20 protein-coding genes are annotated in these 21,104 nt (G+C 47.7%); 3 read left to right on the top strand and 17 right to left on the bottom strand.

Features of this window, described 5'->3' with window-relative positions; translation table 11 throughout:
• The 11 genes from tmk to yceD all read right to left on the bottom strand — a co-directional run bounded on the left by tmk (position 1) and on the right by yceD (position 8,935).
• A complete protein-coding gene (gene tmk / locus MTO69_RS04650) occupies positions 1–630 on the bottom strand; it encodes a dTMP kinase (RefSeq protein ID WP_248331546.1) in 630 nt (209 codons plus the stop codon).
• Positions 627–1,643, bottom strand: coding sequence for an endolytic transglycosylase MltG (mltG, locus tag MTO69_RS04645; RefSeq protein WP_248331544.1), 1,017 nt, complete (start codon positions 1,641–1,643; stop codon positions 627–629). Before mltG ends, tmk begins: the two co-directional genes overlap by 4 nt.
• On the bottom strand, positions 1,640–2,443 hold the full coding sequence (pabC, locus tag MTO69_RS04640; protein WP_248331542.1) for an aminodeoxychorismate lyase: 804 nt from the start codon (positions 2,441–2,443) through the stop codon (positions 1,640–1,642). Before pabC ends, mltG begins: the two co-directional genes overlap by 4 nt.
• A 106-nt stretch (positions 2,444–2,549) precedes the next feature.
• Positions 2,550–3,791, bottom strand: a complete 1,242-nt coding sequence (fabF, locus tag MTO69_RS04635; protein WP_248331540.1) for a beta-ketoacyl-ACP synthase II — start codon at positions 3,789–3,791, stop codon at positions 2,550–2,552.
• Between the two features lie 90 nt (positions 3,792–3,881).
• Positions 3,882–4,115 (bottom strand): acyl carrier protein, encoded by a 234-nt coding sequence (gene acpP, locus MTO69_RS04630; RefSeq protein ID WP_004406112.1) that lies wholly within the window; start codon positions 4,113–4,115, stop codon positions 3,882–3,884.
• A 305-nt stretch (positions 4,116–4,420) separates the two neighbouring features.
• The gene (gene fabG, locus MTO69_RS04625) at positions 4,421–5,155 is read right to left on the bottom strand and encodes a 3-oxoacyl-ACP reductase FabG (protein WP_248334380.1); all 735 of its coding nucleotides are present in this window, start codon (positions 5,153–5,155) and stop codon (positions 4,421–4,423) included.
• 27 nt (positions 5,156–5,182) lie between these two features.
• Positions 5,183–6,106 carry an ACP S-malonyltransferase gene (gene fabD, locus MTO69_RS04620; RefSeq protein WP_248331538.1) on the bottom strand — a complete coding sequence of 308 codons (924 nt, stop codon included), beginning with the start codon at positions 6,104–6,106 and terminating at the stop codon, positions 5,183–5,185.
• Between the two features lie 81 nt (positions 6,107–6,187).
• A complete protein-coding gene (locus MTO69_RS04615; protein WP_248331536.1) occupies positions 6,188–7,168 on the bottom strand; it encodes a beta-ketoacyl-ACP synthase III in 981 nt (326 codons plus the stop codon).
• A 5-nt stretch (positions 7,169–7,173) separates the two neighbouring features.
• The gene (plsX, locus tag MTO69_RS04610) at positions 7,174–8,199 is read right to left on the bottom strand and encodes a phosphate acyltransferase PlsX (RefSeq protein ID WP_248331534.1); all 1,026 of its coding nucleotides are present in this window, start codon (positions 8,197–8,199) and stop codon (positions 7,174–7,176) included.
• Positions 8,200–8,208: 9 nt separating this feature from the next.
• Entirely contained in the window at positions 8,209–8,379 is a 171-nt protein-coding gene (gene rpmF / locus MTO69_RS04605; RefSeq protein ID WP_004414666.1) for a 50S ribosomal protein L32, read from the bottom strand.
• A 31-nt stretch (positions 8,380–8,410) separates the two neighbouring features.
• A complete protein-coding gene (yceD, locus tag MTO69_RS04600) occupies positions 8,411–8,935 on the bottom strand; it encodes a 23S rRNA accumulation protein YceD (RefSeq protein ID WP_176288185.1) in 525 nt (174 codons plus the stop codon).
• Positions 8,936–9,083: 148 nt separating this feature from the next.
• Between yceD and MTO69_RS04595 the strand changes: the two genes are divergently transcribed.
• Positions 9,084–9,665 carry a Maf family protein gene (locus MTO69_RS04595; RefSeq protein WP_248331532.1) on the top strand — a complete coding sequence of 194 codons (582 nt, stop codon included), beginning with the start codon at positions 9,084–9,086 and terminating at the stop codon, positions 9,663–9,665.
• Positions 9,666–9,881: 216 nt separating this feature from the next.
• Here MTO69_RS04595 and rluC read toward each other — a convergent pair whose 3' ends face one another.
• Complete coding sequence (gene rluC, locus MTO69_RS04590) at positions 9,882–10,826, bottom strand: 23S rRNA pseudouridine(955/2504/2580) synthase RluC (RefSeq protein ID WP_248331530.1); 945 nt, start codon at positions 10,824–10,826, stop codon at positions 9,882–9,884.
• 573 nt (positions 10,827–11,399) lie between these two features.
• Here rluC and rne point away from each other — a divergent pair.
• Positions 11,400–14,378: a ribonuclease E gene (rne, locus tag MTO69_RS04585; protein ID WP_248331528.1), complete on the top strand. Its 2,979-nt coding sequence runs from the start codon at positions 11,400–11,402 to the stop codon at positions 14,376–14,378.
• 284 nt (positions 14,379–14,662) lie between these two features.
• Positions 14,663–16,222 carry a SulP family inorganic anion transporter gene (locus tag MTO69_RS04580; protein ID WP_248331527.1) on the top strand — a complete coding sequence of 520 codons (1,560 nt, stop codon included), beginning with the start codon at positions 14,663–14,665 and terminating at the stop codon, positions 16,220–16,222.
• A 105-nt stretch (positions 16,223–16,327) separates the two neighbouring features.
• Here MTO69_RS04580 and rnd read toward each other — a convergent pair whose 3' ends face one another.
• The 5 genes from rnd to MTO69_RS04555 all read right to left on the bottom strand — a co-directional run bounded on the left by rnd (position 16,328) and on the right by MTO69_RS04555 (position 21,078).
• Entirely contained in the window at positions 16,328–17,443 is a 1,116-nt protein-coding gene (rnd, locus tag MTO69_RS04575) for a ribonuclease D (protein ID WP_248334371.1), read from the bottom strand.
• 98 nt (positions 17,444–17,541) lie between these two features.
• Positions 17,542–19,236 (bottom strand): long-chain-fatty-acid--CoA ligase FadD, encoded by a 1,695-nt coding sequence (gene fadD / locus MTO69_RS04570; RefSeq protein WP_248331525.1) that lies wholly within the window; start codon positions 19,234–19,236, stop codon positions 17,542–17,544.
• 113 nt (positions 19,237–19,349) lie between these two features.
• Positions 19,350–20,201 (bottom strand): alpha/beta hydrolase, encoded by an 852-nt coding sequence (locus MTO69_RS04565; protein WP_248331523.1) that lies wholly within the window; start codon positions 20,199–20,201, stop codon positions 19,350–19,352.
• 2 nt (positions 20,202–20,203) lie between these two features.
• Positions 20,204–20,755 (bottom strand): Slp family lipoprotein, encoded by a 552-nt coding sequence (locus MTO69_RS04560; protein ID WP_248334363.1) that lies wholly within the window; start codon positions 20,753–20,755, stop codon positions 20,204–20,206.
• A 20-nt stretch (positions 20,756–20,775) separates the two neighbouring features.
• Complete coding sequence (locus tag MTO69_RS04555; protein ID WP_248331521.1) at positions 20,776–21,078, bottom strand: chromosome partitioning protein ParA; 303 nt, start codon at positions 21,076–21,078, stop codon at positions 20,776–20,778.
• Positions 21,079–21,104: the final 26 nt, after the last annotated feature.

The raw sequence follows: 21,104 nt of genomic DNA, 5'->3' as shown, positions 1-21,104 counted from the left end.
TTATCCGTTTAACCATTGTTCAAGGACCTGGCGAATATCTGCTGTCACCTGAGCGATCGATTGGTCCGCATTGACCACCACTATCGAGTCATCTTCATTGGCCAACTCAAGGTAACGCTCTCGAGTTCGGTCAAAAAAGCTCATGTCCATTTTTTCGATTCGATCAAGCTCTCCTCGACCGCGTGCACGCTCCAATCCAACGCGAGGATCAATATCGAGGTAAATGGTTAAATCAGGCTTAAACGTTCCTAGCGTGGTCTGTTTTAACGCCTGCATCGTAGAGCGGGCAATCTGACGACCTCCCCCTTGGTATGCTTGCGACGATAAATCGTGACGATCACCCACCACCCAAACACCCTCAGCCAAGGCAGGCTTGATGACATTTTCGACTAACTGGACGCGTGCTGCATACATCAACAGAAGCTCCGTCATATCTTGCAGTTGCTCACCTTCATGCTCTTGCTTGACCAAGGTACGTAGTTTTTCGGCAAGTGCTGTGCCACCAGGCTCGCGAGTGTGCTTAATCTGATGAATTCCGGCTTGATGTAAAGTATCAAGTACTGCGTTGATTGCGGTACTTTTACCGGCCCCTTCTAAGCCTTCAATCACGATAAATTGTGCGTTTTTCATTGTTTACTTCTTAATGTCTTGAGGTAGGCGCGAACCGCTCGATTGTGCTCGGCCAATGATTTAGAAAACACGTGTCCACCGTTACCACTGGCGACAAAATAGAGGTAACTACTTTGCTCTGGGTTAACCGCCGCCCTGATTGAGGCTTCGCCAGGCATAGCGATTGGCGTCGGGGGTAAGCCGAAAATGGTGTAGGTGTTGTAAGGCGTTGGAGTGCGTAAGTCTTTTTTGCGGATATTACCATCATACTTGTCGCCCATTCCGTAAATCACCGTCGGATCGGTTTGCAAACGCATACGTTTATTCAAGCGATTAACGAACACTGACGCCACGCGCTCGCGCTCAGATTCCACTGCCGTTTCCTTCTCGATGATCGACGCCAGAATCAGCGCTTCATAAGATGATTTGAGCGGCAAGTTGTCTTGACGCTCTGCCCAGTGCTTCTCTAGTACGTTGCGTAATTTCTCGCCGGCACGCTCGAGAATATCAAGGTCTGATGTGCCAAACGTATAGTGGTAGGTCTCGGCCAAAAACAGCCCTTCTAACTTCTGCTGCTCTAGCCCAAGCTTCTGACCAATCTCTGTCTCACTAAGCCCTTGCAGTTCATGCTCAAGATAAGGTGCGCTTGCCAGTATCTCTAACCACTCTTTAAATGTTGAGCCTTCGACAAAGGTAATCGCAAATTGATGCTCTTTTCCTTGCTTAAACTGCTCAAGCGCTTGGTTAAGAGTGAGCTCTGGTTGTAATAAGTATGTACCTGCGCGCAGTTGAGTCAGTTTAGGATGAAAACGGCGCACAAGTTTTACCCAGTCACTTGGGTTTACCCACCCTGCCTCAGTCAAATCGGCTAGCACGCGATTAAAACTGGTCCCCGACTTTATAGTAAAAATTTGCTCTTGTTCGAGCTGCAAAGGTTGGGTTATGTACTGCTCCACTTGTTTAGCTATGTAGGTATAGCTTGCCGTCAACATAACGGCGACAAAGAGCAACAAGAGAGCGATTTTTTTTATCACGACGCGATCAACTCCTGGATTCGTGTTGTTATTGTTCCAATATCAAAGTTATTTTGTTCTATTCGGCGTATCGGCGCTACGCCAAGCAAGCTGTTAACGATAAACACTTCATCAGCGTTCATCACTTCAGACAGATGATAGTCACCCACATTCACCAGGATACCGTGCTGCTCGGCCACCTTTAATACGACTCTTCGCATTACCCCGGCCACACCGCAACGGCTAAGATCTGGGGTATATAAGGTTTGATCATTTACCCAAAACAGATTAGCCATAGTGGTTTCGATGACACGCCCGTCAAGATCAAGCGCTAGCCCATCCTCAAATCCACGTTGTTCCATTTCGGCTTTTAACATCACCTGCTCTAGGCGGTTATTGTGCTTATGCCCCGCCAGTAGTGGGTTGTGTCCCAAGCGAGCGTCACACACACCCAGTGCAACCCCTTTACATCTCCATTGTTCATAGTGAGCAGGATAGTTAAAGTCGCTTATCGTAACATTTGGTGACGTCACTTGAGTAGGGCTATAACCTCGCCCACCCTCGCCACGACTAATGTGGAGCTTGAGTCCCGCCTTCGGAGCAGGTTGTGCCACGCGAAGCAGCCACTGGTGCACGAGCGTCCAATCAGGCTTGGTGATCTGCAACACCTCGAGACAGGCGTTCATACGTTCGATATGCATTGGCCAATGTTCAATCACACCGTGACGAGTCAACATAGTGGTAAAACAGCCGTCTCCATATTGAAACGAGCGATCGGTTAAACCTATCGAGTCGGCGGAAACACCATTGAGTAGTATCATACTGACTAAGCCTTTGCTCTATAAACAATCTGAGGTGGTATTAAATAACAAAACGGCTTAGTGCCAAAGCAGTAAGCCGTTTTTTTATCTTGTCGTTGAAGTCTAATTAGATCTTCTTAAACACAAGCGAACCGTTCGTGCCGCCGAAGCCGAATGAGTTACAGATGGCGTATTCCATCGATACCTCTTTGGCGGTGTGCGGTACTAAGTCGATATCTAGACCCTCTTCAGGGTTATCCAGGTTGATTGTCGGTGGGACAATTTGCTCAACCAAAGACATCACGGTAATAATCGCTTCGACAGAGCCTGCAGCTCCGAGTAAGTGGCCTGTCATCGATTTGGTGGAAGAGACCTTCACTTGCTTCGCACCTTCTTCGCCAAGTGCACGCTTCACACCTTTGATTTCTGCTACATCACCTGCTGGCGTGGACGTACCATGAGCATTGACATAACCCACCTGAGTACCTGTGATACCCGCATCGCGCATTGCCGCTTCCATCGCAAGCGCGCCGCCTGAGCCATCTTCGCTTGGAGACGTCATGTGGTAAGCATCACCAGACATACCAAAACCAACTAGCTCAGCGTAGATCTTGGCACCACGCGCTTTCGCCTGTTCGTATTCTTCTAGAACCATCATGCCTGCACCATCGCCTAGTACAAAGCCATCGCGGTCTTTGTCCCAAGGACGTGACGCTTTCTGAGGTTCATCGTTACGAGTCGACAAGGCTTTGGCCGCACCAAAACCTGCCATACCAAGTGGCGTCGATGCCTTCTCAGCACCACCCGCTACCATAGCATCAGCATCGCCATAAGCAATCATGCGAGCAGCATGACCGATGTTATGAAGACCTGTAGTACACGCCGTCGAGATCGCGATATTAGGACCGCGAAGACCACGCATAATAGATAAGTTACCTGCAACCATGTTTACGATGGTCGAGGGTACGAAGAATGGACTCACTTTACGCGGACCTTTTTCAACCAGCGCAGTATGACCAGCTTCGATAAGATCAAGGCCACCAATACCTGAACCGATGGCGACACCAACACGTGCAGCGTTTTCTTCATTAATTTGTAAACCAGAGTCATCTAGCGCTTGAATACCCGCGGCAATGCCGTACTGGATAAAGAGATCCATTTTACGCGCATCTTTCTTAGACATGTATTCAGTACAGTCAAAGTCTTTGACTAGGCCTGCAAAGCGAGTAGAGAAATTTTCGGTGTCAAAATGCTCGATATTCACGATACCACTTTGACCAGCTAGCAGGGCTTTCCAAGATGATTCTACAGTGTTGCCTACCGGTGACAACATACCCATGCCAGTGACAACAACACGACGCTTGGACACGATTTTATTCTCCGGAAATGAAATGATTCTATGGAAGGATAGAAGGGTTAAAAAGAACACAGGCGGCCAGAAGGCCGCCTGGGAGAGATATTACTGAGCGCTGTTTACGTAGTCGATAGCAGCTTGAACAGTAGTGATTTTCTCAGCTTCTTCGTCTGGAATCTCAGTGTCAAATTCTTCTTCTAGAGCCATTACTAGTTCAACAGTGTCTAGAGAATCAGCACCTAGATCATCAACGAATGAAGCTTCGTTTTTAACTTCAGCTTCGTCTACACCTAGCTGTTCAACAATGATTTTCTTTACGCGTTCTTCGATGTTGCTCATTTTTTCTTTTCCTTTACAGATTTCGCTCAATGCGATGATTCCGTAGTTTATTAGAACTACTGAAAGTTGCAAGTGGGACCTTGCTGGTCAAACCACAATTTTAGCGATTTTAACCGAAATTCAATACATTTTTGACTTAAATCATGCACAAATGTTGCGCATTTCTCTGTCGATAATCACAAACTATAGGCCATTTTTATGACAATAAGTAGCCCAGTTAGCGACATTATGGACAAATTCACTTCAGTTGCAGAAATTTGAGTGAAAATTAATGAAAAAGTTCACCGTTTCTGCACGAAAGCGATTTACACCATGTACATACCACCATTTACATGCAAAGTTTCGCCGGTAATGTATGCAGCCTCTGGAGAAGCGAGGAAAACAACCGCAGAGGCAATCTCACGTGGGTCACCAAGACGACCTGACGGAACGTTCGCTAGCGTTGCTGCACGTTGCTCTTCGTTGAGCGCTTTTGTCATATCAGTTTCGATAAAACCTGGAGCAACTGTGTTAACGGTCACGCCGCGAGAAGCCACTTCACGAGCCATGGATTTAGTAAAACCAATCACACCCGCTTTCGCTGCCGCATAGTTAGCTTGACCTGCGTTACCCATAGTACCGACAACAGAGCCAACGTTGATAATGCGACCAGCGCGTTTCTTCATCATGCCACGCAGTACGGCTTTAGACATACGGAAGATTGGCGTCAGGTTGGTATCAATGATGTCATCCCACTCAGAGTCTTTCATGCGCATTAGCAGGTTGTCACGAGTGATACCCGCGTTGTTCACCAGAATATCGATAACACCGAACTCTTCATTGATGGTTTTCAGCGTGGCTTCAATCGACTCAACGTCAGTCACGTTTAGTGCTAAGCCTTTACCATTGTCACCCAGATATTCGCTAATCGCTGCAGCACCGCTTTCAGAAGTCGCTGTGCCGATAACCGTTGCACCACGCTCAACAAGCAGCTCAGCAATCGCTCGGCCAATACCGCGGCTTGCACCGGTAACTAGGGCAATTTTGCCTTCTAGATTCATCATCTTCGTTATTCCTTAAGTTCTTATTTACTTAGCAGCGTCTAGAGATGCGGCGTCATTCACCGCTGCGCCGCTTAGCGTCTTAACAATACGTTTAGTCAGGCCGGTTAGAACTTTACCAGGGCCAAGCTCTAGTAGTTTCTCAACGCCTTGCTCGCTCATCAGTTGCACGCTTTCAGTCCAACGAACTGGGCTGTATAGCTGACGTACAAGCGCATCTTTGATTTTCGCTGGATCCGTTTCCGCGATCACATCAACGTTGTTGATAACAGGGATCTGAGGCGCGTTGAACTCGATCTCTTCCAGAGCGAGCGCAAGCTTATCTGCTGCTGGCTTCATTAGCGCACAGTGTGAAGGCACTGATACTGGTAGAGGAAGTGCACGCTTAGCGCCCGCTTCTTTACATAACGCACCAGCGCGCTCTACTGCATCTTTGCTACCAGCGATAACAACCTGACCTGGAGAGTTGAAGTTTACTGGAGAAACAACCTCACCTTGCGCCGCTTCTTCACACGCTTTAGCGATTGATTCGTCATCAAGACCAATGATGGCATACATCGCACCAGTACCCGCTGGAACCGCCTCTTGCATCAGTTGACCACGAAGCTCAACCAGTTTGATCGCAGCTTTAAAATCGATAACGCCCGCACACACCAACGCTGAGTACTCACCAAGGCTATGACCAGCAAGGTTTGCTGGCTGCTCTAGACCTTGCTCTTGCCATAGACGCCAAATCGCGACAGAAGAGGCAAGCAAAGCGGGTTGCGTCCTGTGAGTTTGGTTTAGGTCTTCTGCTGGGCCATTTTGTACTAAGGCCCAAAGATCGTAACCCAGTGCTTCAGACGCTTCTGCAAAAGTCTGTTTCACGACGTCATGCTGTTCACCAAGTTCAGCGAGCATGCCCACAGTTTGTGAGCCTTGACCCGGAAATACGATAGCAAACTTACTCATTTTCTTTTCCTTAAACTGGATTCTTTAAATAAAAGAAGAAAGAAAAGATGCCCTCACAGGCATCTTAATTTTGAATTCTATTTAGAACTTAACGAGCGCAGAGCCCCAAGTGAAGCCGCCACCAAAGGCCTCGAGCAGTAGAGTTTGACCACGTTGGATACGACCATCACGTACCGCCTCATCAAGTGCTGTCGGTACTGTGGCTGCGGATGTATTGCCATGGCGGTCTAGGGTCACCACAACTTGTTCCATTGACATCGCTAGTTTCTTAGCGGTCGCTGAAATGATGCGTAGATTCGCTTGATGCGGTACTAACCAATCAAGTTCAGATTTGTCCATGCCATTTTCTTTCAGCGTTTCTTTCACCAAGCGTGAAAGCTGAGTGACTGCCACTTTGAACACTTCGTTGCCTGCCATGTGCAACCAACTGTTAATGTCTTCGCTGTGCTCTGATGCGCTAGGTAACTTCTCATGACGATCAGGGAATTTAAGGCTAAGCAGCTCACCGAAACGACCGTCAGCGTTGATCGTGGTAGACAGAATACCCGGCTCTTCACTCGCGCCAACAACAACGGCCCCCGCTGCATCTCCAAACAAGATGATGGTTGAGCGGTCATTCGGATCACAAGTCTTAGACAAGGCATCTGCACCGATCACTAAGATATTCTTACAATGACCGGTTTTAATGTATTGATCGGCGACCGACAGCGCATAGATGAAACCCGAACATGCCGCTGCCATGTCAAAGGCTGGACAATGCTTAATTCCGAGCAAAGCTTGCACTTGACAAGCTGCAGATGGGAAAGCATGAGAACCACTGGTGGTCGCTACAAGAATCATATCGATATCGTTGTTGTCGATACCTGCCATCTCGATAGCATTCTTCGCCGCTTGATAACCCATATCTGCAACTGTTTCGTTTTCAGCTGCAATGCGGCGCTCTTTAATACCCGTGCGAGTGACAATCCACTCATCACTTGTATCTACCATTTTCTCCAAGTCTGCGTTTGAACGCACCTGAGATGGCAGGTAGCTGCCAGTACCTAATATTTTGCTATACATGAAGACTAATAATGCCTCTCGAGTAAAACCGCTTCCAAACGATCACTAATACGGGTGGGTACTTGTCGTTTGACCTCATGCAGTGCTTCACCAATCGCGTTGATGACTGCGTCTACATCAGCACTTCCGTGGCTTTTTATGACAATGCCGCGCAATCCTAGCAAACTTGCGCCATTATACTGGTCGGGGTTCAATGTTTTTAGCTCATTAAATAAGCCAGAAAATAATTTTCTTGCAATCCAACCCTTTATCGAAGAAGCCATCATGCTTGATTTCATCTTCTCAATAAAGAGCTGAGCCGTACCTTCACAAGCTTTTAAGCAGACATTGCCCACAAAACCATCACAGACAACAACGTCGGCGGCATCATGGAGTAATTGATTGCCCTCAATATAGCCAACAAAGTTGACAGATTGAGTCTGAGACAGCATTTCTGCACAGCGCTTGACAAGATCGTTGCCTTTTATTTCTTCAGCGCCAATATTCAAGATAGCAACACGAGGTGCTCTTTGCAGATACTGCTCAGCATGTGCACTTCCCATAACGGCAAATTGGAACAGAGAATCAGCGTCGCTCGACACATTCGCGCCCAAATCCAGCATCCATGTACGGCCACCAGAAACGGTAGGTAAGGCGGAAATCAACGCCGGACGCTCGATACCAGGTAGCAACTTCAGTTTGAAACGAGACAGTGCCATCAATGCGCCGGTATTGCCACCACTGACACAGGCATCAGCTTGGTTATCGGCCACCATTTCGATAGCGGTGCCCATCGAACTGCCGTGGCTGTTTCTCAATGCGAGAGAGGGTTTTTCTGAGTTGGAAATCACTCGGTCAGTATGCTCAATACTCAAACGAGTATCTGGCTGGTAACCAAGGGAAGATAATTGAGATGTGATCGCGGTTTGATCACCGACTAGGGTCACTTTTAGCTCTGGGAAATGCGACAGTGCCTGCACGGCGGCAGGCACTGTGACGCGAGGACCGAAATCCCCGCCCATTGCATCAAGTGCAACGGTTATATTATGCAAAGGTCAACCTTACTTGTTGATAACCTTTTTGCCACGGTAGTAACCTTCAGCAGTTACGTTGTGACGTAGGTGAGTTTCACCTGAAGTTGCGTCTACAGATAGTGCAGCTGTAGTTAGGGCATCGTGTGAACGACGCATACCACGCATTGAACGTGATTTCTTGCTCTTTTGTACGGCCATTGACCCTACTCCTATGTAAGTCCTTAAAGAATTACTTCTTTAAGCTTTTTAAAACATCAAATGGATTCGGCTTGTCTTCCACAATTTCTTCTGGGATCTCACCAAACACCATATTATCTGAATCAACGCTACAGTCCGCTTCATCATGCATTGCAATTTGAGGCAAGTTTAGAATGAACTCGTCTTCAACTAACTGTATTAGGTCTACTTCACCGTACTCGTTCAGATCTACCAAATCGTACTCTTCCGGTGCTTCCTCTTCAGTCTTTTCGCCGCGGTACGGCGTATAGGTGAATTGGACATCGCACTCATGTGCGAAAACCTCGTTACAGCGTTGACACTCTAAATCGACTACGATGTTAGCTTTACCAGAGATAACAACGAGTCGCTGCTCATCTAAGTCAAATGACAATGACACTTGAGCGTCGCGTTTTACGCCTTCGACCGATTCCTCTAAGCGCTTAAAGAGACTAACTTGAATGATACCTTCAAAGTCGAGTCGCTTCTGAGCAGCGCGTGCGGGATCAACCGTTCGCGGTATTTTTACCTTTTGCATAGGGCGCGAATTCTATCTTCCAAATCGTTTATAGTCAAAGAAAAAGGGCAAAAAGTTGTACTTTTTTTCCTTATCAGCGAGAGAGCTAGTATCACAACCATAATATCGATTAAGCTCACACTAACCCGCCGTTAGATTGTAAATTAAAATGCAGAATTACCAACTAGTTTTAGCCTCAACCTCACCATACCGCAGACAACTGCTCAACAAACTAGCAGTCGAGTTCGTCACCGAATCGCCCGAGTTTGATGAAACTCCACTCGAAAATGAAAGCCCAATCGAGCTCGTCAAACGCCTCGCTAAAGGCAAAGCGCAGTCGTGCCCACTAACGAAGCCAAGTTTAGTGGTTGGTAGCGATCAAGTTTGTGTGATCAACGGCAAAATCATCGGTAAACCTCACACGCGCGAAAAAGCCATTGAGCAGCTCACTCAACAAAGTGGTCAGTCGATCCAATTTTATACTGGTTTAGCCCTGTATAATTCGCACACCAATGAAACTGAAGTAAAAGTTGATACCTTTACCGTCCATTTTCGCAAGCTTTCTGCCGCGCAAATCGCCAATTATGTGGATAAAGAACAGCCATTCTTTTGCGCTGGTAGCTTTAAAAGTGAAGGGTTAGGCATCGCGCTGTTTGAGCGATTGGAGGGCAAGGATCCAAATACTTTGGTTGGACTGCCGCTGATCGACTTGATTGATATGCTCGAGGCACAGGGATTTCAGGTGCTTTAGCGAGATGCGAGATGCGAGATGCGAGATGCGAGAAAGTCGCGGAAGGCTTGACTGTATACGTCAAGCCTCTTTTCAAATTCAGACAATTAGAATTATAAATCAGCCAGCACTGCCTGCAATTATCGGCTAACTAACCACAAGAATCTCTCGCAGGACGAAGTCCGATCTCGATTCTCGAAGCGCAGCGTTCTAGCATCTCAGAGAACGGAGTCCGCCTTAAAGCTTACGCAACCCTGCCAACGCTTTCTCCAACTTTGGCTCCATCGGTGCGTTGATCTCCATCCACTCATCATTGGCTGGATGCTGAAACTTGATGTTGGCAGCATGGAGAAACAGTCGGTCTAGCCCTACTTTTGCCGTGTAGGCATCAAAACGACGATCACCGTAGCGGTCGTCCCAAGCAATAGGGTGCCCGGTGTACTGGGTATGGACGCGAATCTGGTGCGTTCGGCCAGTAATTGGGCTGGCTTGAACCAAGGTCGCATCGGCAAACTTCTCGACAATTTTAAACCGCGTCTCAGAGGGTTTTCCGTTTGGGTTAACGCGAACAATACTGTTCACTTCGTTTTTCAACAACGGCGCATCCACTTTTTTGCAACTTGCTTTCCACTCTCCCATGACCAACGCAAAATAGTATTTTTGTACCGTCTTCTCACGAAACTGAGCTTGCAGATGGCGCAGTGCAGAGCGTTTTTTTGCGACCAGAAGTATTCCCGACGTGTCGCGGTCAATACGATGAACCAGCTCTAGGAATCGTGCTTGGGGACGCAATGCACGCAGGGCTTCGATTGCCCCAAACTTTAGTCCACTGCCACCATGTACTGCGGTGCCGGACGGTTTATTTAGAATCAGCATATGCTCATCTTCATAGATGATCATATGTTCAAGCTCTGCCACCTTATTAAGCTTAGTGCTCGGCGCGACTTCGTCTGCTTTTTCTTCAATCGTCACCGGCGGGATTCTGACGAGATCGCCCGCTTTCAGTTTGTACTCTGCTTTAACCCGCTTCTTATTTACTCGAACTTCACCTTTACGCAAAATTCGGTAAACCATACTTTTCGGGATGCTTTTCAATTGGTTGCGTAAGAAATTATCAATACGCTGACCCGCCATATCATCGTCAATATCGACAAATTGGACTTTTGTTCTAATTTCACTCATGCGTTTATTCTAACACTCAAAAGTGCGCACAATCACATTTTCTGCGCAACAAATTGGAAAATTGGCTTATAAGAATGGTTTGCAAATCCGCTACGAATAAAAATCCATCAATTTTCTTACAAATCTCAAAAACACCCTGAATTAAATCTATAAAACAGTCACTTACGAAAAATAAAATCGGCTTTTTTAGCGTTTTATTATAAAGCAGATTGCTGAGTTTAATGGGTGCTGCTATAGTTCACACCTGCAATATATGATTTGGTTGCATTTTAAACAAACCACCTCATATCAGAGCATGAAATTGAGTAGCCCGTTAATTTAACAAAATGCAGCAAACGGCGTAAGACATTTTCACAATTAACACTCTTATCGTTCTACTCATCGCTCATCATGTTGAGTGTTTACCGCCACTAATGCGGCTCACAAGCGACACGAGAATCGCTTGTGAGACTGAAGTGCCCGAGAGCATCCCTCCAGCCGGGAGGCTGCACAGATTAAGCCATGGGATCAGGCACCATGACAGCGACTACAACGATAAGAATCAAAAATAAAGAATGACAACGAGATTTATCAATGAAAAGAATGTTAATTAACGCAACTCAAAAAGAAGAGTTGCGTGTTGCTTTGGTTGATGGTCAGCGCTTGTACGATTTGGATATCGAAAGCCCTGGTCACGAATCAAAGAAAGCAAATATCTACAAAGGACGTATCACACGCATCGAACCAAGCCTAGAAGCGGCTTTTGTTGACTACGGTGCAGAAAGACACGGTTTCCTCCCTCTCAAAGAAATTGCCCGCGAATACTTCCCCGAAGGTTACACTTACCAAGGCCGTCCAAGCATCAAAGAAGTGCTCAAGGAAGGTCAAGAAGTTATCGTACAAGTTGAAAAAGAAGAACGTGGTAGCAAGGGCGCAGCTCTAACCACTTTCATCTCTCTTGCGGGTAGCTACCTCGTTCTGATGCCAAACAACCCTCGTGCAGGCGGTATTTCACGCCGTATCGAAGGGGACGAACGTACTCAACTCAAAGCGGCATTGAGCACGCTTGAACTGCCACAAGGCATGGGCTTGATCGTTCGAACTGCTGGCGTTGGTAAGAGCGCAGAAGAACTTGAGTGGGATCTGAACGTTTTGATTAACCATTGGGGTGCGATCAAACAAGCGTCAGACGCCAATGCAGCGCCTTTCTTGATTCACCAAGAAAGTAACGTCATTGTTCGTGCGATTCGTGATTACCTACGTCGTGATATCGGTGAAATCCTTATCGATAGCAACACGATTTACGAACGTGCTCTTGATCATATCCGTCTGGTTCGCCCTGACTTCGTTAACCGAGTCAAGAAGTACGACGGTGAAGTGCCACTATTTAGTCACTACCAAATCGAGAGTCAAATCGAGTCAGCCTTCCAACGTGAAGTTCGTCTTCCTTCTGGCGGTTCAATCGTTATCGACCCAACAGAAGCCTTAACCTCTATCGATATCAACTCCGCTCGTGCAACCAAAGGCGGCGACATCGAAGAAACGGCGCTCAACACCAACTTAGAAGCGGCAGAAGAGATTGCTCGTCAATTACGCCTGCGTGACCTAGGTGGTTTGGTCGTTATCGACTTTATCGATATGACACCCGTGCGCCACCAACGCGAAGTCGAAAATCGCTTGCGTGACTCTGTAAGAATGGATCGCGCTCGCGTTCAAATTGGCCGAATTTCTCGTTTTGGTCTTCTTGAAATGTCGCGTCAGCGTTTAAGCCCATCACTTGCTGAGGCCAGCCATCATATTTGTCCACGCTGTACAGGTACCGGTGTTGTTCGTGACAACGAATCACTTGCCCTTTCTGTATTGCGTTTGATCGAAGAAGAAGCACTTAAAGACAACACCGCTCAAGTGGTTGCGGTTGTGCCTGTGCCAATCGCCTCTTACCTGCTTAACGAAAAGCGCCGCTCAGTCAATCATATTGAGCGCATTCAAGAAGTTAAGATCACAGTTGTGCCGAACTCAGAAATGGAAACGCCTCATTTCGACGTGATTCGCGTTCGTGACGGTGAGCAGTTCGATCTTCTCTCTTACCTACTGCCGCAAAAAATTGAGGCAATGAAAGAAGCAGAAGGCAAAGAACCATCAGACAGCGAAGCGAAGCCGAAAAGAATTGAAGAGCCAGCTCTGAAAGGGTTCGCCGCACCGTCACAATCAGCGCCAGCACCGAGTGCGCCTGTCGCCGCGAAACCGGTTGAGACTAAAGCTAAGGCTGACGACGCGCAAGAGTCACAACCTGGCTTGGTTAGCCGCTTCTTTAAAGCACTAGGCAGCTTCCTGTTTGGATCTTCAGACAATGAAGAGAAACAAGAAGAGCAGAAGCCTAAAGAGCGTCGCGAAGGCAATCGCAACAACCGTAACCGTCGCAATCGCAACGACAACCGCCGCCGTAACAACCGCGATAGTCGCAACGAAAATCGTGACGACAAACGCGACAACAAGCGTAAGAGTGCACGAGACGAAGCGTCGAATGAAGCGAAGTCAAACGACCGTAAGCAACAAAACCGCAAGCCTAAGCAGGACCGCCGTAATAAGCGTGACGACGTTAAAGCAAGCAAGGTTGCTGAAGAAGGTCTGAAACTAGCGGCAGATGCTCAGCAAAATGAGAAACCTGAAGCGCGTAAAGATCGTTCTGAAGAAAAAGCCGCTAAAGTGAAAGAGCGTCGTCAGCGTCGCAAGCTTTCGAAGCAAGTTCGCGTTAAAGATCAAGTAGCGCAAGCCAAAGCGGAAGAAGAAGCGAAACAAGTAGCAGTGGAAGCCAAGGCCGAAGCCGTTGAAGATAAAGCGCAAGATGCTGAAGCAGAGAACGCTGAAGAGCAACCTAAGCAGCGCCGCAATCGTCGCTCGCCACGTCACCTACGTGCTAGCGGACAACGTCGTCGTCGCGGTCGTGACCGTCGCCCTAACCCATTCCGTCTTCGTAAAGGTGGGGTTGCTTCACCAGAAATGGCGATGGGTAAAGTGATGCCAAGTTACGGCATTACTAAGCCGACACCAAAGCACAAAGCCAAAGCGGATATGAATAAAGCAGAGGCTCAAGTTTCAGTGGTTCTAGGTGGCTTTGCTTGTCCTGAAATGGCAATGGGTAAAGTGATTGTTCGTCGTGACCTACCTGCTGTAACAGAAGTTCAACAACAACCAGTGGTCACAGAGCCAGCCGTTGAGCTAAACTTACAACAGCCAGTGATCGAACAGCCTCAAACTAGCGAAGCGCCTGCCGCTAAGCCTGAAGAGCCGCAAGTTGAGAGCCCAGCCGTTGTAGAACAGCCAGTTGAGCCAACCTCTACTAGCGAGACGGTTGACCCTGCACCTGTTGCAGCTGAGCAGACTCCAATTGCTGTAGCGAAAAGTGCCGGGCATGCCTTTGCACCTATGGCTAAGGCACCTGGCAGTACTGAGATGCGCGAGATAAAAGTTGTCGCAGCTCCACTCAAGGCTGAACGTTACCAACCTCGTGGCGCTGGTAGCCAAGTGGCTCGCAATCAAGCCGGCGCAAGCATGACCAAACCTCAGTTCTAATTGGTCCCCAATAGGAAAACAGCCCCTACTGTGTAGGGGCTGTTTTTTTATCGACTCCACTCTAGAATCACATAAACCAGCAGCAGTTTTTTTCTGCTATTGATACATCACAAATATTGGTCAAAACCTGTATCAATCTTGAACTTAATCACACTTTTCGGTAGCATGCGCCGATTCGATCTGAATTGTTACATTTAGTCTCTGCTCTTTTACATTGCATTTTGCCCACCGGCGACTAACTAACGTTCAGAAATCTTTTAAACTCTTAGCCAAACTGAGCAAATATGTTTGAATTTCCTCAATTTTCTAAACACTCTGTCAAGAACGACGTTCTTTCAGGCCTGACCGTAGCGCTGGCTTTGGTCCCTGAGGCCGTCGCATTCGCCTTTGTTGCAGGTGTCGACCCTATGGTCGGTCTCTACGCCGCTTTCATCGTTGGTCTCATTACCTCTATCTTTGGTGGTCGACCAGGTATGATTTCCGGCGCAACAGGTGCGATGGCGGTGGTTATGGTGTCGTTGGTTGCGATGCACGGAGTACAATACTTGTTTGCGGCCATCTTGCTTGCCGGCATCTTGCAGGTAGCTGCAGGGCTATTCAAACTGGGTAAGTTTATCCGAATTGTCCCACACCCGGTGATGATAGGTTTCGTCAATGGTTTGGCAATTGTTATCTTCCTAGCGCAATTGGGTCAGTTCAAAGCGCCAGACATCAATGGCATGTTGACCTGGCTACCTCAAGACCAAATGATGCTGATGCTTGGTCTCGTAGCGCTGACGATGGCCATTATTCACTTCTTGCCTAAGTTTACTACCGCGGTCCCGTCATCTCTGGTTGCAATTGTTACCGTCACAGCACTTGTCGTTGGACTGGATCTAGAAACTCGCACTGTGGTTGACTTCCTGCGCACTATGTCAGGTAATGAAGCGGCGACCCTAGCCGGATCGCTACCTACATTCTCTATCCCAGCGGTGCCACTCACGCTTGAGACTCTACAGATTATTTTGCCTTATGCGATCATCTTGGCTGCAATCGGTCTGATTGAATCACTACTCACATTGACCGTTCTTGATGAGATGACCAACACGCGTGGCCAATCTAACCGTGAATGTATTGGTCAAGGTATGGCAAACATGACCTGTTCAGTGTTCGGCGCTATGGGCGGCTGTGCAATGATTGGTCAATCGATGATTAACGTAAACTCAGGTGGCCGTGGGCGCCTATCAGGTATCGTTGCCGCCGTTGCTCTACTGATGTTTATCTTGTTTGCTTCTTCTCTTATCGAGATGATCCCACTGGCAGCGCTGGTTGGTGTTATGTTTATGGTGGTCATTGGTACCTTTGAATGGGCAACGTTCAAGCTAGCTCGCCGCGTACCAAAACAAGATTTCTTTGTTATCGTGTTGGTCACTGTGGTCACGGTACTGACTGACCTTGCCATTGCGGTGTTTGTTGGTGTTATTGCATCGGCACTTATGTTCGCATGGCAGCACGCAAAGCATATCTACGCCGACACAAGCATCAATGCTGAAGGCTCGAAAGAGTACAAAATCCACGGCCCTGTCTTCTTCGGCTCTGTCGCAAACTTCCTTGAGATTTTTGACGCACACAAAGACCCGAAAGATGTGATTGTCGATTTCGCCGATTCGCGCGTCACCGACCACTCGGCCATTGAGGCAATTGAAACTTTGGCAGAACGATACTCGGCGCAAGGTAAAACGCTTCATCTACGTCATCTAAGCCCAGACTGTCGTAAACTGCTCGACAAAGCAGGCAGCTTGGTTGAAATCAATGTCAAAGAAGACCCAAGCTATAAGGTCGCGACCGACGTATTAGCTGGCTAATCAGCGCGTAAACACAAAAAGGGCTTCCAATCGGAAGCCCTTTTTTCGTCTCTTTGTCATACCAAGCTGTATAAATAGGTGTTCAGATAGTTGCGCTATTTGCTATCACAGCAATTTGTTGAGTTTTTCACCCATCAACGACAAACGCCAGCCTTGCATGATGTCTGGAAGTTTGGCCGGATCGCGATCTTTCTTCCACACCCAACTGATGAGCTGATTAAGTTGCTTTTTCGACGCCAAAAACTCTGTGGCTAGACCGCTGGCTTGCGACGCTTTTTTCACCTCATCTTTCAACACTTTAAAGGTCTGCTTGTACCCGGGCAGATCCATCAAACGCTCAATCTTATCGGGGTAATCTTCTACCGCCGTCATTTTAGCGGATTTTACCAATGCAATAATTCGCGCACTGTGACGCTGTACTGCACGCAAATCCATCCCCTCTTGCTCCATCATCTGGCGGTTTTGGATACCTTTTTTGGCAATGGTCAGCAGGTCATTCTCTTTAAAAACAAAGTTCAGCGCGAGATCGCGACGCAACGCTTCTTTTAAGCGCCAGGTAGCCAGCGGTTTCAAAACAGCTAACTCTCTAGGTTTGAGCTGCCATGCGCCTTTAATATCAAGGTAAGCCTTGTCCGGATTGATGGTTTTTATGCGTTTACTCGCTAACAAGTCACTTTCCTGCTGAGCAGCCTGCCACCACCCCGCTTGAGTCACTTTTTCAAACAACTGCTGATACAAAGGTTCCAGGTAGTATACGTCTGCAGCGGCGTACTCTAACTGCTTTTGCGACAACGGTCTGGCAAGCCAATCGGTTCTTGATTCACTTTTATCTAGCTCGACACCTAAGTATTCTTCAACCAAAGAAGCAAAACCGGTCGATAAGCCATGACCGAGAAATGCCGCAATCAGCTGAGTATCCACCATAGGGTATGGCAAACAACCAAAGCTATTGTGAAACACTTCCAAATCTTCACCGCATGCATGCAAGACTTTAAGCACTGAGGTGTCTTGCAGCAGTTGCTTGAACGCACTCATATCTTCAATAACCGTCGGGTCAATCAAACTGAGCTCTTGGCCATCAAACAGCTGAATAAGACCCAGCTGTGGGTAGTAAGTACGGGTGCGGACAAACTCGGTATCCAACATCACAACATCGGCTTGACGAGCGCGGGCAATGACACTGTCGAGTTGTTCAGATTCGGTAATAATTTGATAATTCACTAACTTCTCACTATGAGCGATTTGGGCAGCATAAAAAAATGCCGGCTTGTTAGCCGGCATTCTATCACTAATCCTATCCACTTGTTGAGTGAACTCGGTTAAGCTTGTTCTGCTTTCGCTAGGTTGGCATCGTTTTCTTCACGAAGCACTCGACGCAAGATTTTACCCACGTTGGTTTTAGGCAAATCTTCCCTAAACTCAACCAATTTCGGCACCTTGTAGCCTGTTAGGTGCTGACGACAGTGGGCAATGATTTCATCCTTGGTCAAGCTTGGATCGCGTTTCACCACATAGACTTTAACCACTTCGCCGGAAACAGGATGCTCTTGTCCGATTGCCGCCACTTCAAGCACTTTTCCGTGTAGCGCGACCACATCTTCAATTTCGTTCGGGTAAACATTAAAGCCAGAGACTAGAATCATATCTTTTTTGCGGTCAACAATATGAATCAAGCCTTCCTCATCAAACTTAACGATGTCCCCTGTCGACAACCATCCTTCTGCGTTAATCACCTCTTTGGTCGCTTCAGGGCGTTGCCAATAACCTTGCATCACTTGTGGACCACGCACTTGTAGCTCGCCTACCTCAGTATTGGCTAGCGGTTGCCCTTCATCATCGACGATACGCACTTCGGTCGAAGGTACAGGCAGACCAATCGCTCCCGTATAGTCAGTAAGATCATAAGGGTTACCGGTCACCAGCGGCGAACATTCGGTCAGACCGTAACCTTCCAGTAGATGGATACCTGTGGTCTTTTTCCATTGCTCAGCAACCGCGCGCTGTACAGCCATGCCACCACCAACTGCCAGTTTCAGCTTGCTGAAGTTAAGCTCATGGAAGTCTTCGTTATTGACCAAAGCATTAAACAGCGTATTCACCCCTGTGATAGCGGTAAACGGATACTTCTGTAGTTCTTTGACAAAGCCTGGAATATCGCGTGGGTTGGTGATGAGTAGGTTCTGCCCTCCCATCTCGATAAACAGTAGACAGTTTACTGTTAGGGCAAACACGTGATAGAGCGGCAGAGCCGTTACCACCAGCTCTCGACCTTCTGACAACACCGGGCCGTAGGCGCCCTTGGCTTGCAGAACGTTGGCAATCATATTGCGATGAGTCAAGATCGCCCCTTTTGCCACCCCGGTTGTTCCGCCTGTGTATTGTAGAAAGGCGATATCGTCGCCCGACATAAACGGCTTCACATATTGTAGACGTCGCCCTTTGTGCAAAGCCTGACGCATAGAGATGGCCCCTGGAAGGTCATACTTAGGTACCATGCCTTTGACGTACTTAACCACAAAGTCCACTAAGGTGCCTTTGGCGCGCGGCAACATCTGACCAAGACTGGTCAAGACCACATGCTTCACTGGCGTGTTGTCGACGATTTGTTCAAGCGTGTTGGCAAAGTTGGAGACGATAACAATCGCTGTGGCGTCAGCATCATTGAGCTGATGTTCTAACTCACGTGGCGTATAAAGTGGGTTCACGTTGACTGCAATCAAGCCAGCACGAAGCACACCAAACAAGGCCACTGGATACTGAAGAAGGTTCGGCATCATTAACGCAACACGATCGCCTTTCTTCAACTTGAGTTCATTTTGCAAGTAGGCAGCAAAGGCACGACTACGCTCTTCCAGTTTTCGGAAAGTCATTACCGAGCCCATATTCATAAATGCAGGCTGGTCAGCGTACTTGTGTACTGACTGTTCAAACATCTCAACTAAAGATGGGTATTGATCTGGGTTGATATGCTCAGGCACATCACTTGGATAACGCGATAACCAAGGTTTATCCACGGTAAAACTCCTCGAAATTAACTGGCTGTCATCGACGTGAAAAGCTCTATTTTTTAAACTCGACTATTACAGCACAGAGCGGCATTTTGAGCACGGAACACTCAAACACTTGTTTAAATTTTGTTAACTAAGCCAAAAATTAGGCTAGATACTCTAGAAGGGGACTGTAAGTGACAGTGATGACCGCCATTGACTTGGACAACTTGGGTGGTATTTGCTTCATCCATTTGGATTGACTGCAAATAATCAAAACCCTCGTGACCCAGTATGATCAACTGCGGGCAAACTACTTGCTTGCGGATGGTCTCTGCGTGCTGAAAAGACATTCGATACAGTGACTGACTTTGCAATTTGTTGTCATGGCGCCACTGCCACCCCATCTCTCGTTGCTCAATACCTCGCAAGACGACAGGGGCAATCAAGTCAGCCTCAAGTTGGTTCACTTTGGCTCGCCGTTGCAGCGCTTGTTGAAGTGAGCTCATGCTTCGCTCCGGTTTACGACGGATTCTTTGGCGACTTAATACACCCTCTCGCAAACGAGACACACACTGGTCACTACTTTCTGCTAACGGTCCATATCCTTCTATCTGAACCAGTCCACTGACTTGCTCAGGAAAGGCGGCACTATAACAACTTGCAATCAAAGCACCAAGCGAATGCCCGACTAACACCAGTCTGTTTGGTGATAACTTAGCCAAAAGTTGGTAAACATCATCAATATAGTCGTGAAATGGATAGAAATTGTGGTCATCTTTATGGCTCGACAGACCATGCCCAGGTAAATCGATTGCGCAAAGGTGGAGATGGGGAGCAAGCTTGTGTAAGTCAGCCATCACTGTGTTGAAACTGGCCGCGTTATCGAGCCAACCGTGCAGAAAAACTAGCGTCACACTTGCGCTGCGTCTATTGCCAAACTCCATACAGGCGATAGCGCCGGACGCAATAGAATAACGTGTTTCAACCATGTCTAGCGCACTTCTTTAACCACTATCCCCGTCCCGCCACCAAAATCGGAGTCTCGGCAGTAAAGGCCAAAACAGGGCTCAAGATAACGGTTGACTTCGTGGACAATGACCCGCTCTTCAATCCGCCATAAATGCCAGCCGAGTGCGTTGAGTACTGGAAACTCATACTCGAAATCACCGACGGATCCTTTTTCCTTAGCTTGACTATAGCCTAGTACCGAGATTAACCGTCCTTCGGCCAAAGTAACGGGGTCGGCGAAGCCATCAATGTATACCACAAAGCGACCACTTGGCTCTTGGCGAATATCGGGCTTACCCGATGAGCTGATCGGCAAGTTCACCACCTCAACACGAGTCTTGTCCTCCAGGTTGGAGACATTAGCGATAACGCCGCCTAATCGAATTTGACTGGCAGTGTCTGAATTAACTTGCCAAGTTTGATAGTCAGAAATCAGATTAGGGTCTTCACTAGCGAGTGGTTCCGGCAAGGTACTGCAACCAAAAAGGCTCACAGACAAAAATAGCAGAAGTAGTTGCGGCAACTTGGTTAGCATCATAGTAAGTCTAGCTTGAATTAGATGTAAATATCGACACCGAGCATTTGGGAAAGTTCATCGCGCTTGGCTTGATTGAGTACGTCCATATACTCCTGCATCGCTTTGCGACCACGCCCTTCGGGTAAATCATATTGCACTTGTGCTTTGTGCAGATCGGACTCGCTGACATGGCGGATAGAATGGGCAACAGCATTCGCCACTTTACTCGGCTGACTAACGATTGCATTTTGCTGCGACTTATTGGTCTGCTTGTTCTTGTTGGCCTTATTGGCGCGATTTGGGCCAGGAACCGGACCGGGCAATCCATTTATTGAAACCATACTATCCGCTTTTAGTTAAACAATGA

The organism is Vibrio sinaloensis, from assembly GCF_023195835.1.
GTDB classification, from domain to species: Bacteria; Pseudomonadota; Gammaproteobacteria; order Enterobacterales; family Vibrionaceae; genus Vibrio; species Vibrio sinaloensis_C.
The sequence above is the reverse complement of the archived record's forward strand: the minus strand, read 5'-3'. Positions and strand labels throughout refer to the sequence as shown.

Bases quoted from the DNA above. Each gene is read 5' to 3' on its own strand.
- tmk (WP_248331546.1), bottom strand. From the start codon at position 630: ATGAAAAACGCACAATTTATCGTGATTGAAGGCTTAGAAGGGGCCGGT.
- pabC (WP_248331542.1), bottom strand. From the start codon at position 2,443: ATGATACTACTCAATGGTGTTTCCGCCGACTCGATAGGTTTAACCGAT.
- acpP (WP_004406112.1), bottom strand. From the start codon at position 4,115: ATGAGCAACATCGAAGAACGCGTAAAGAAAATCATTGTTGAACAGCTA.
- fabG (WP_248334380.1), bottom strand. From the start codon at position 5,155: ATGAATCTAGAAGGCAAAATTGCCCTAGTTACCGGTGCAAGCCGCGGT.
- fabD (WP_248331538.1), bottom strand. From the start codon at position 6,106: ATGAGTAAGTTTGCTATCGTATTTCCGGGTCAAGGCTCACAAACTGTG.
- MTO69_RS04615 (WP_248331536.1), bottom strand. From the start codon at position 7,168: ATGTATAGCAAAATATTAGGTACTGGCAGCTACCTGCCATCTCAGGTG.
- rpmF (WP_004414666.1), bottom strand. From the start codon at position 8,379: ATGGCCGTACAAAAGAGCAAGAAATCACGTTCAATGCGTGGTATGCGT.
- yceD (WP_176288185.1), bottom strand. From the start codon at position 8,935: ATGCAAAAGGTAAAAATACCGCGAACGGTTGATCCCGCACGCGCTGCT.
- MTO69_RS04595 (WP_248331532.1), top strand. From the start codon at position 9,084: ATGCAGAATTACCAACTAGTTTTAGCCTCAACCTCACCATACCGCAGA.
- rluC (WP_248331530.1), bottom strand. From the start codon at position 10,826: ATGAGTGAAATTAGAACAAAAGTCCAATTTGTCGATATTGACGATGAT.
- rne (WP_248331528.1), top strand. From the start codon at position 11,400: ATGAAAAGAATGTTAATTAACGCAACTCAAAAAGAAGAGTTGCGTGTT.
- MTO69_RS04580 (WP_248331527.1), top strand. From the start codon at position 14,663: ATGTTTGAATTTCCTCAATTTTCTAAACACTCTGTCAAGAACGACGTT.
- MTO69_RS04565 (WP_248331523.1), bottom strand. From the start codon at position 20,201: ATGGTTGAAACACGTTATTCTATTGCGTCCGGCGCTATCGCCTGTATG.
- MTO69_RS04560 (WP_248334363.1), bottom strand. From the start codon at position 20,755: ATGCTAACCAAGTTGCCGCAACTACTTCTGCTATTTTTGTCTGTGAGC.
- MTO69_RS04555 (WP_248331521.1), bottom strand. From the start codon at position 21,078: ATGGTTTCAATAAATGGATTGCCCGGTCCGGTTCCTGGCCCAAATCGC.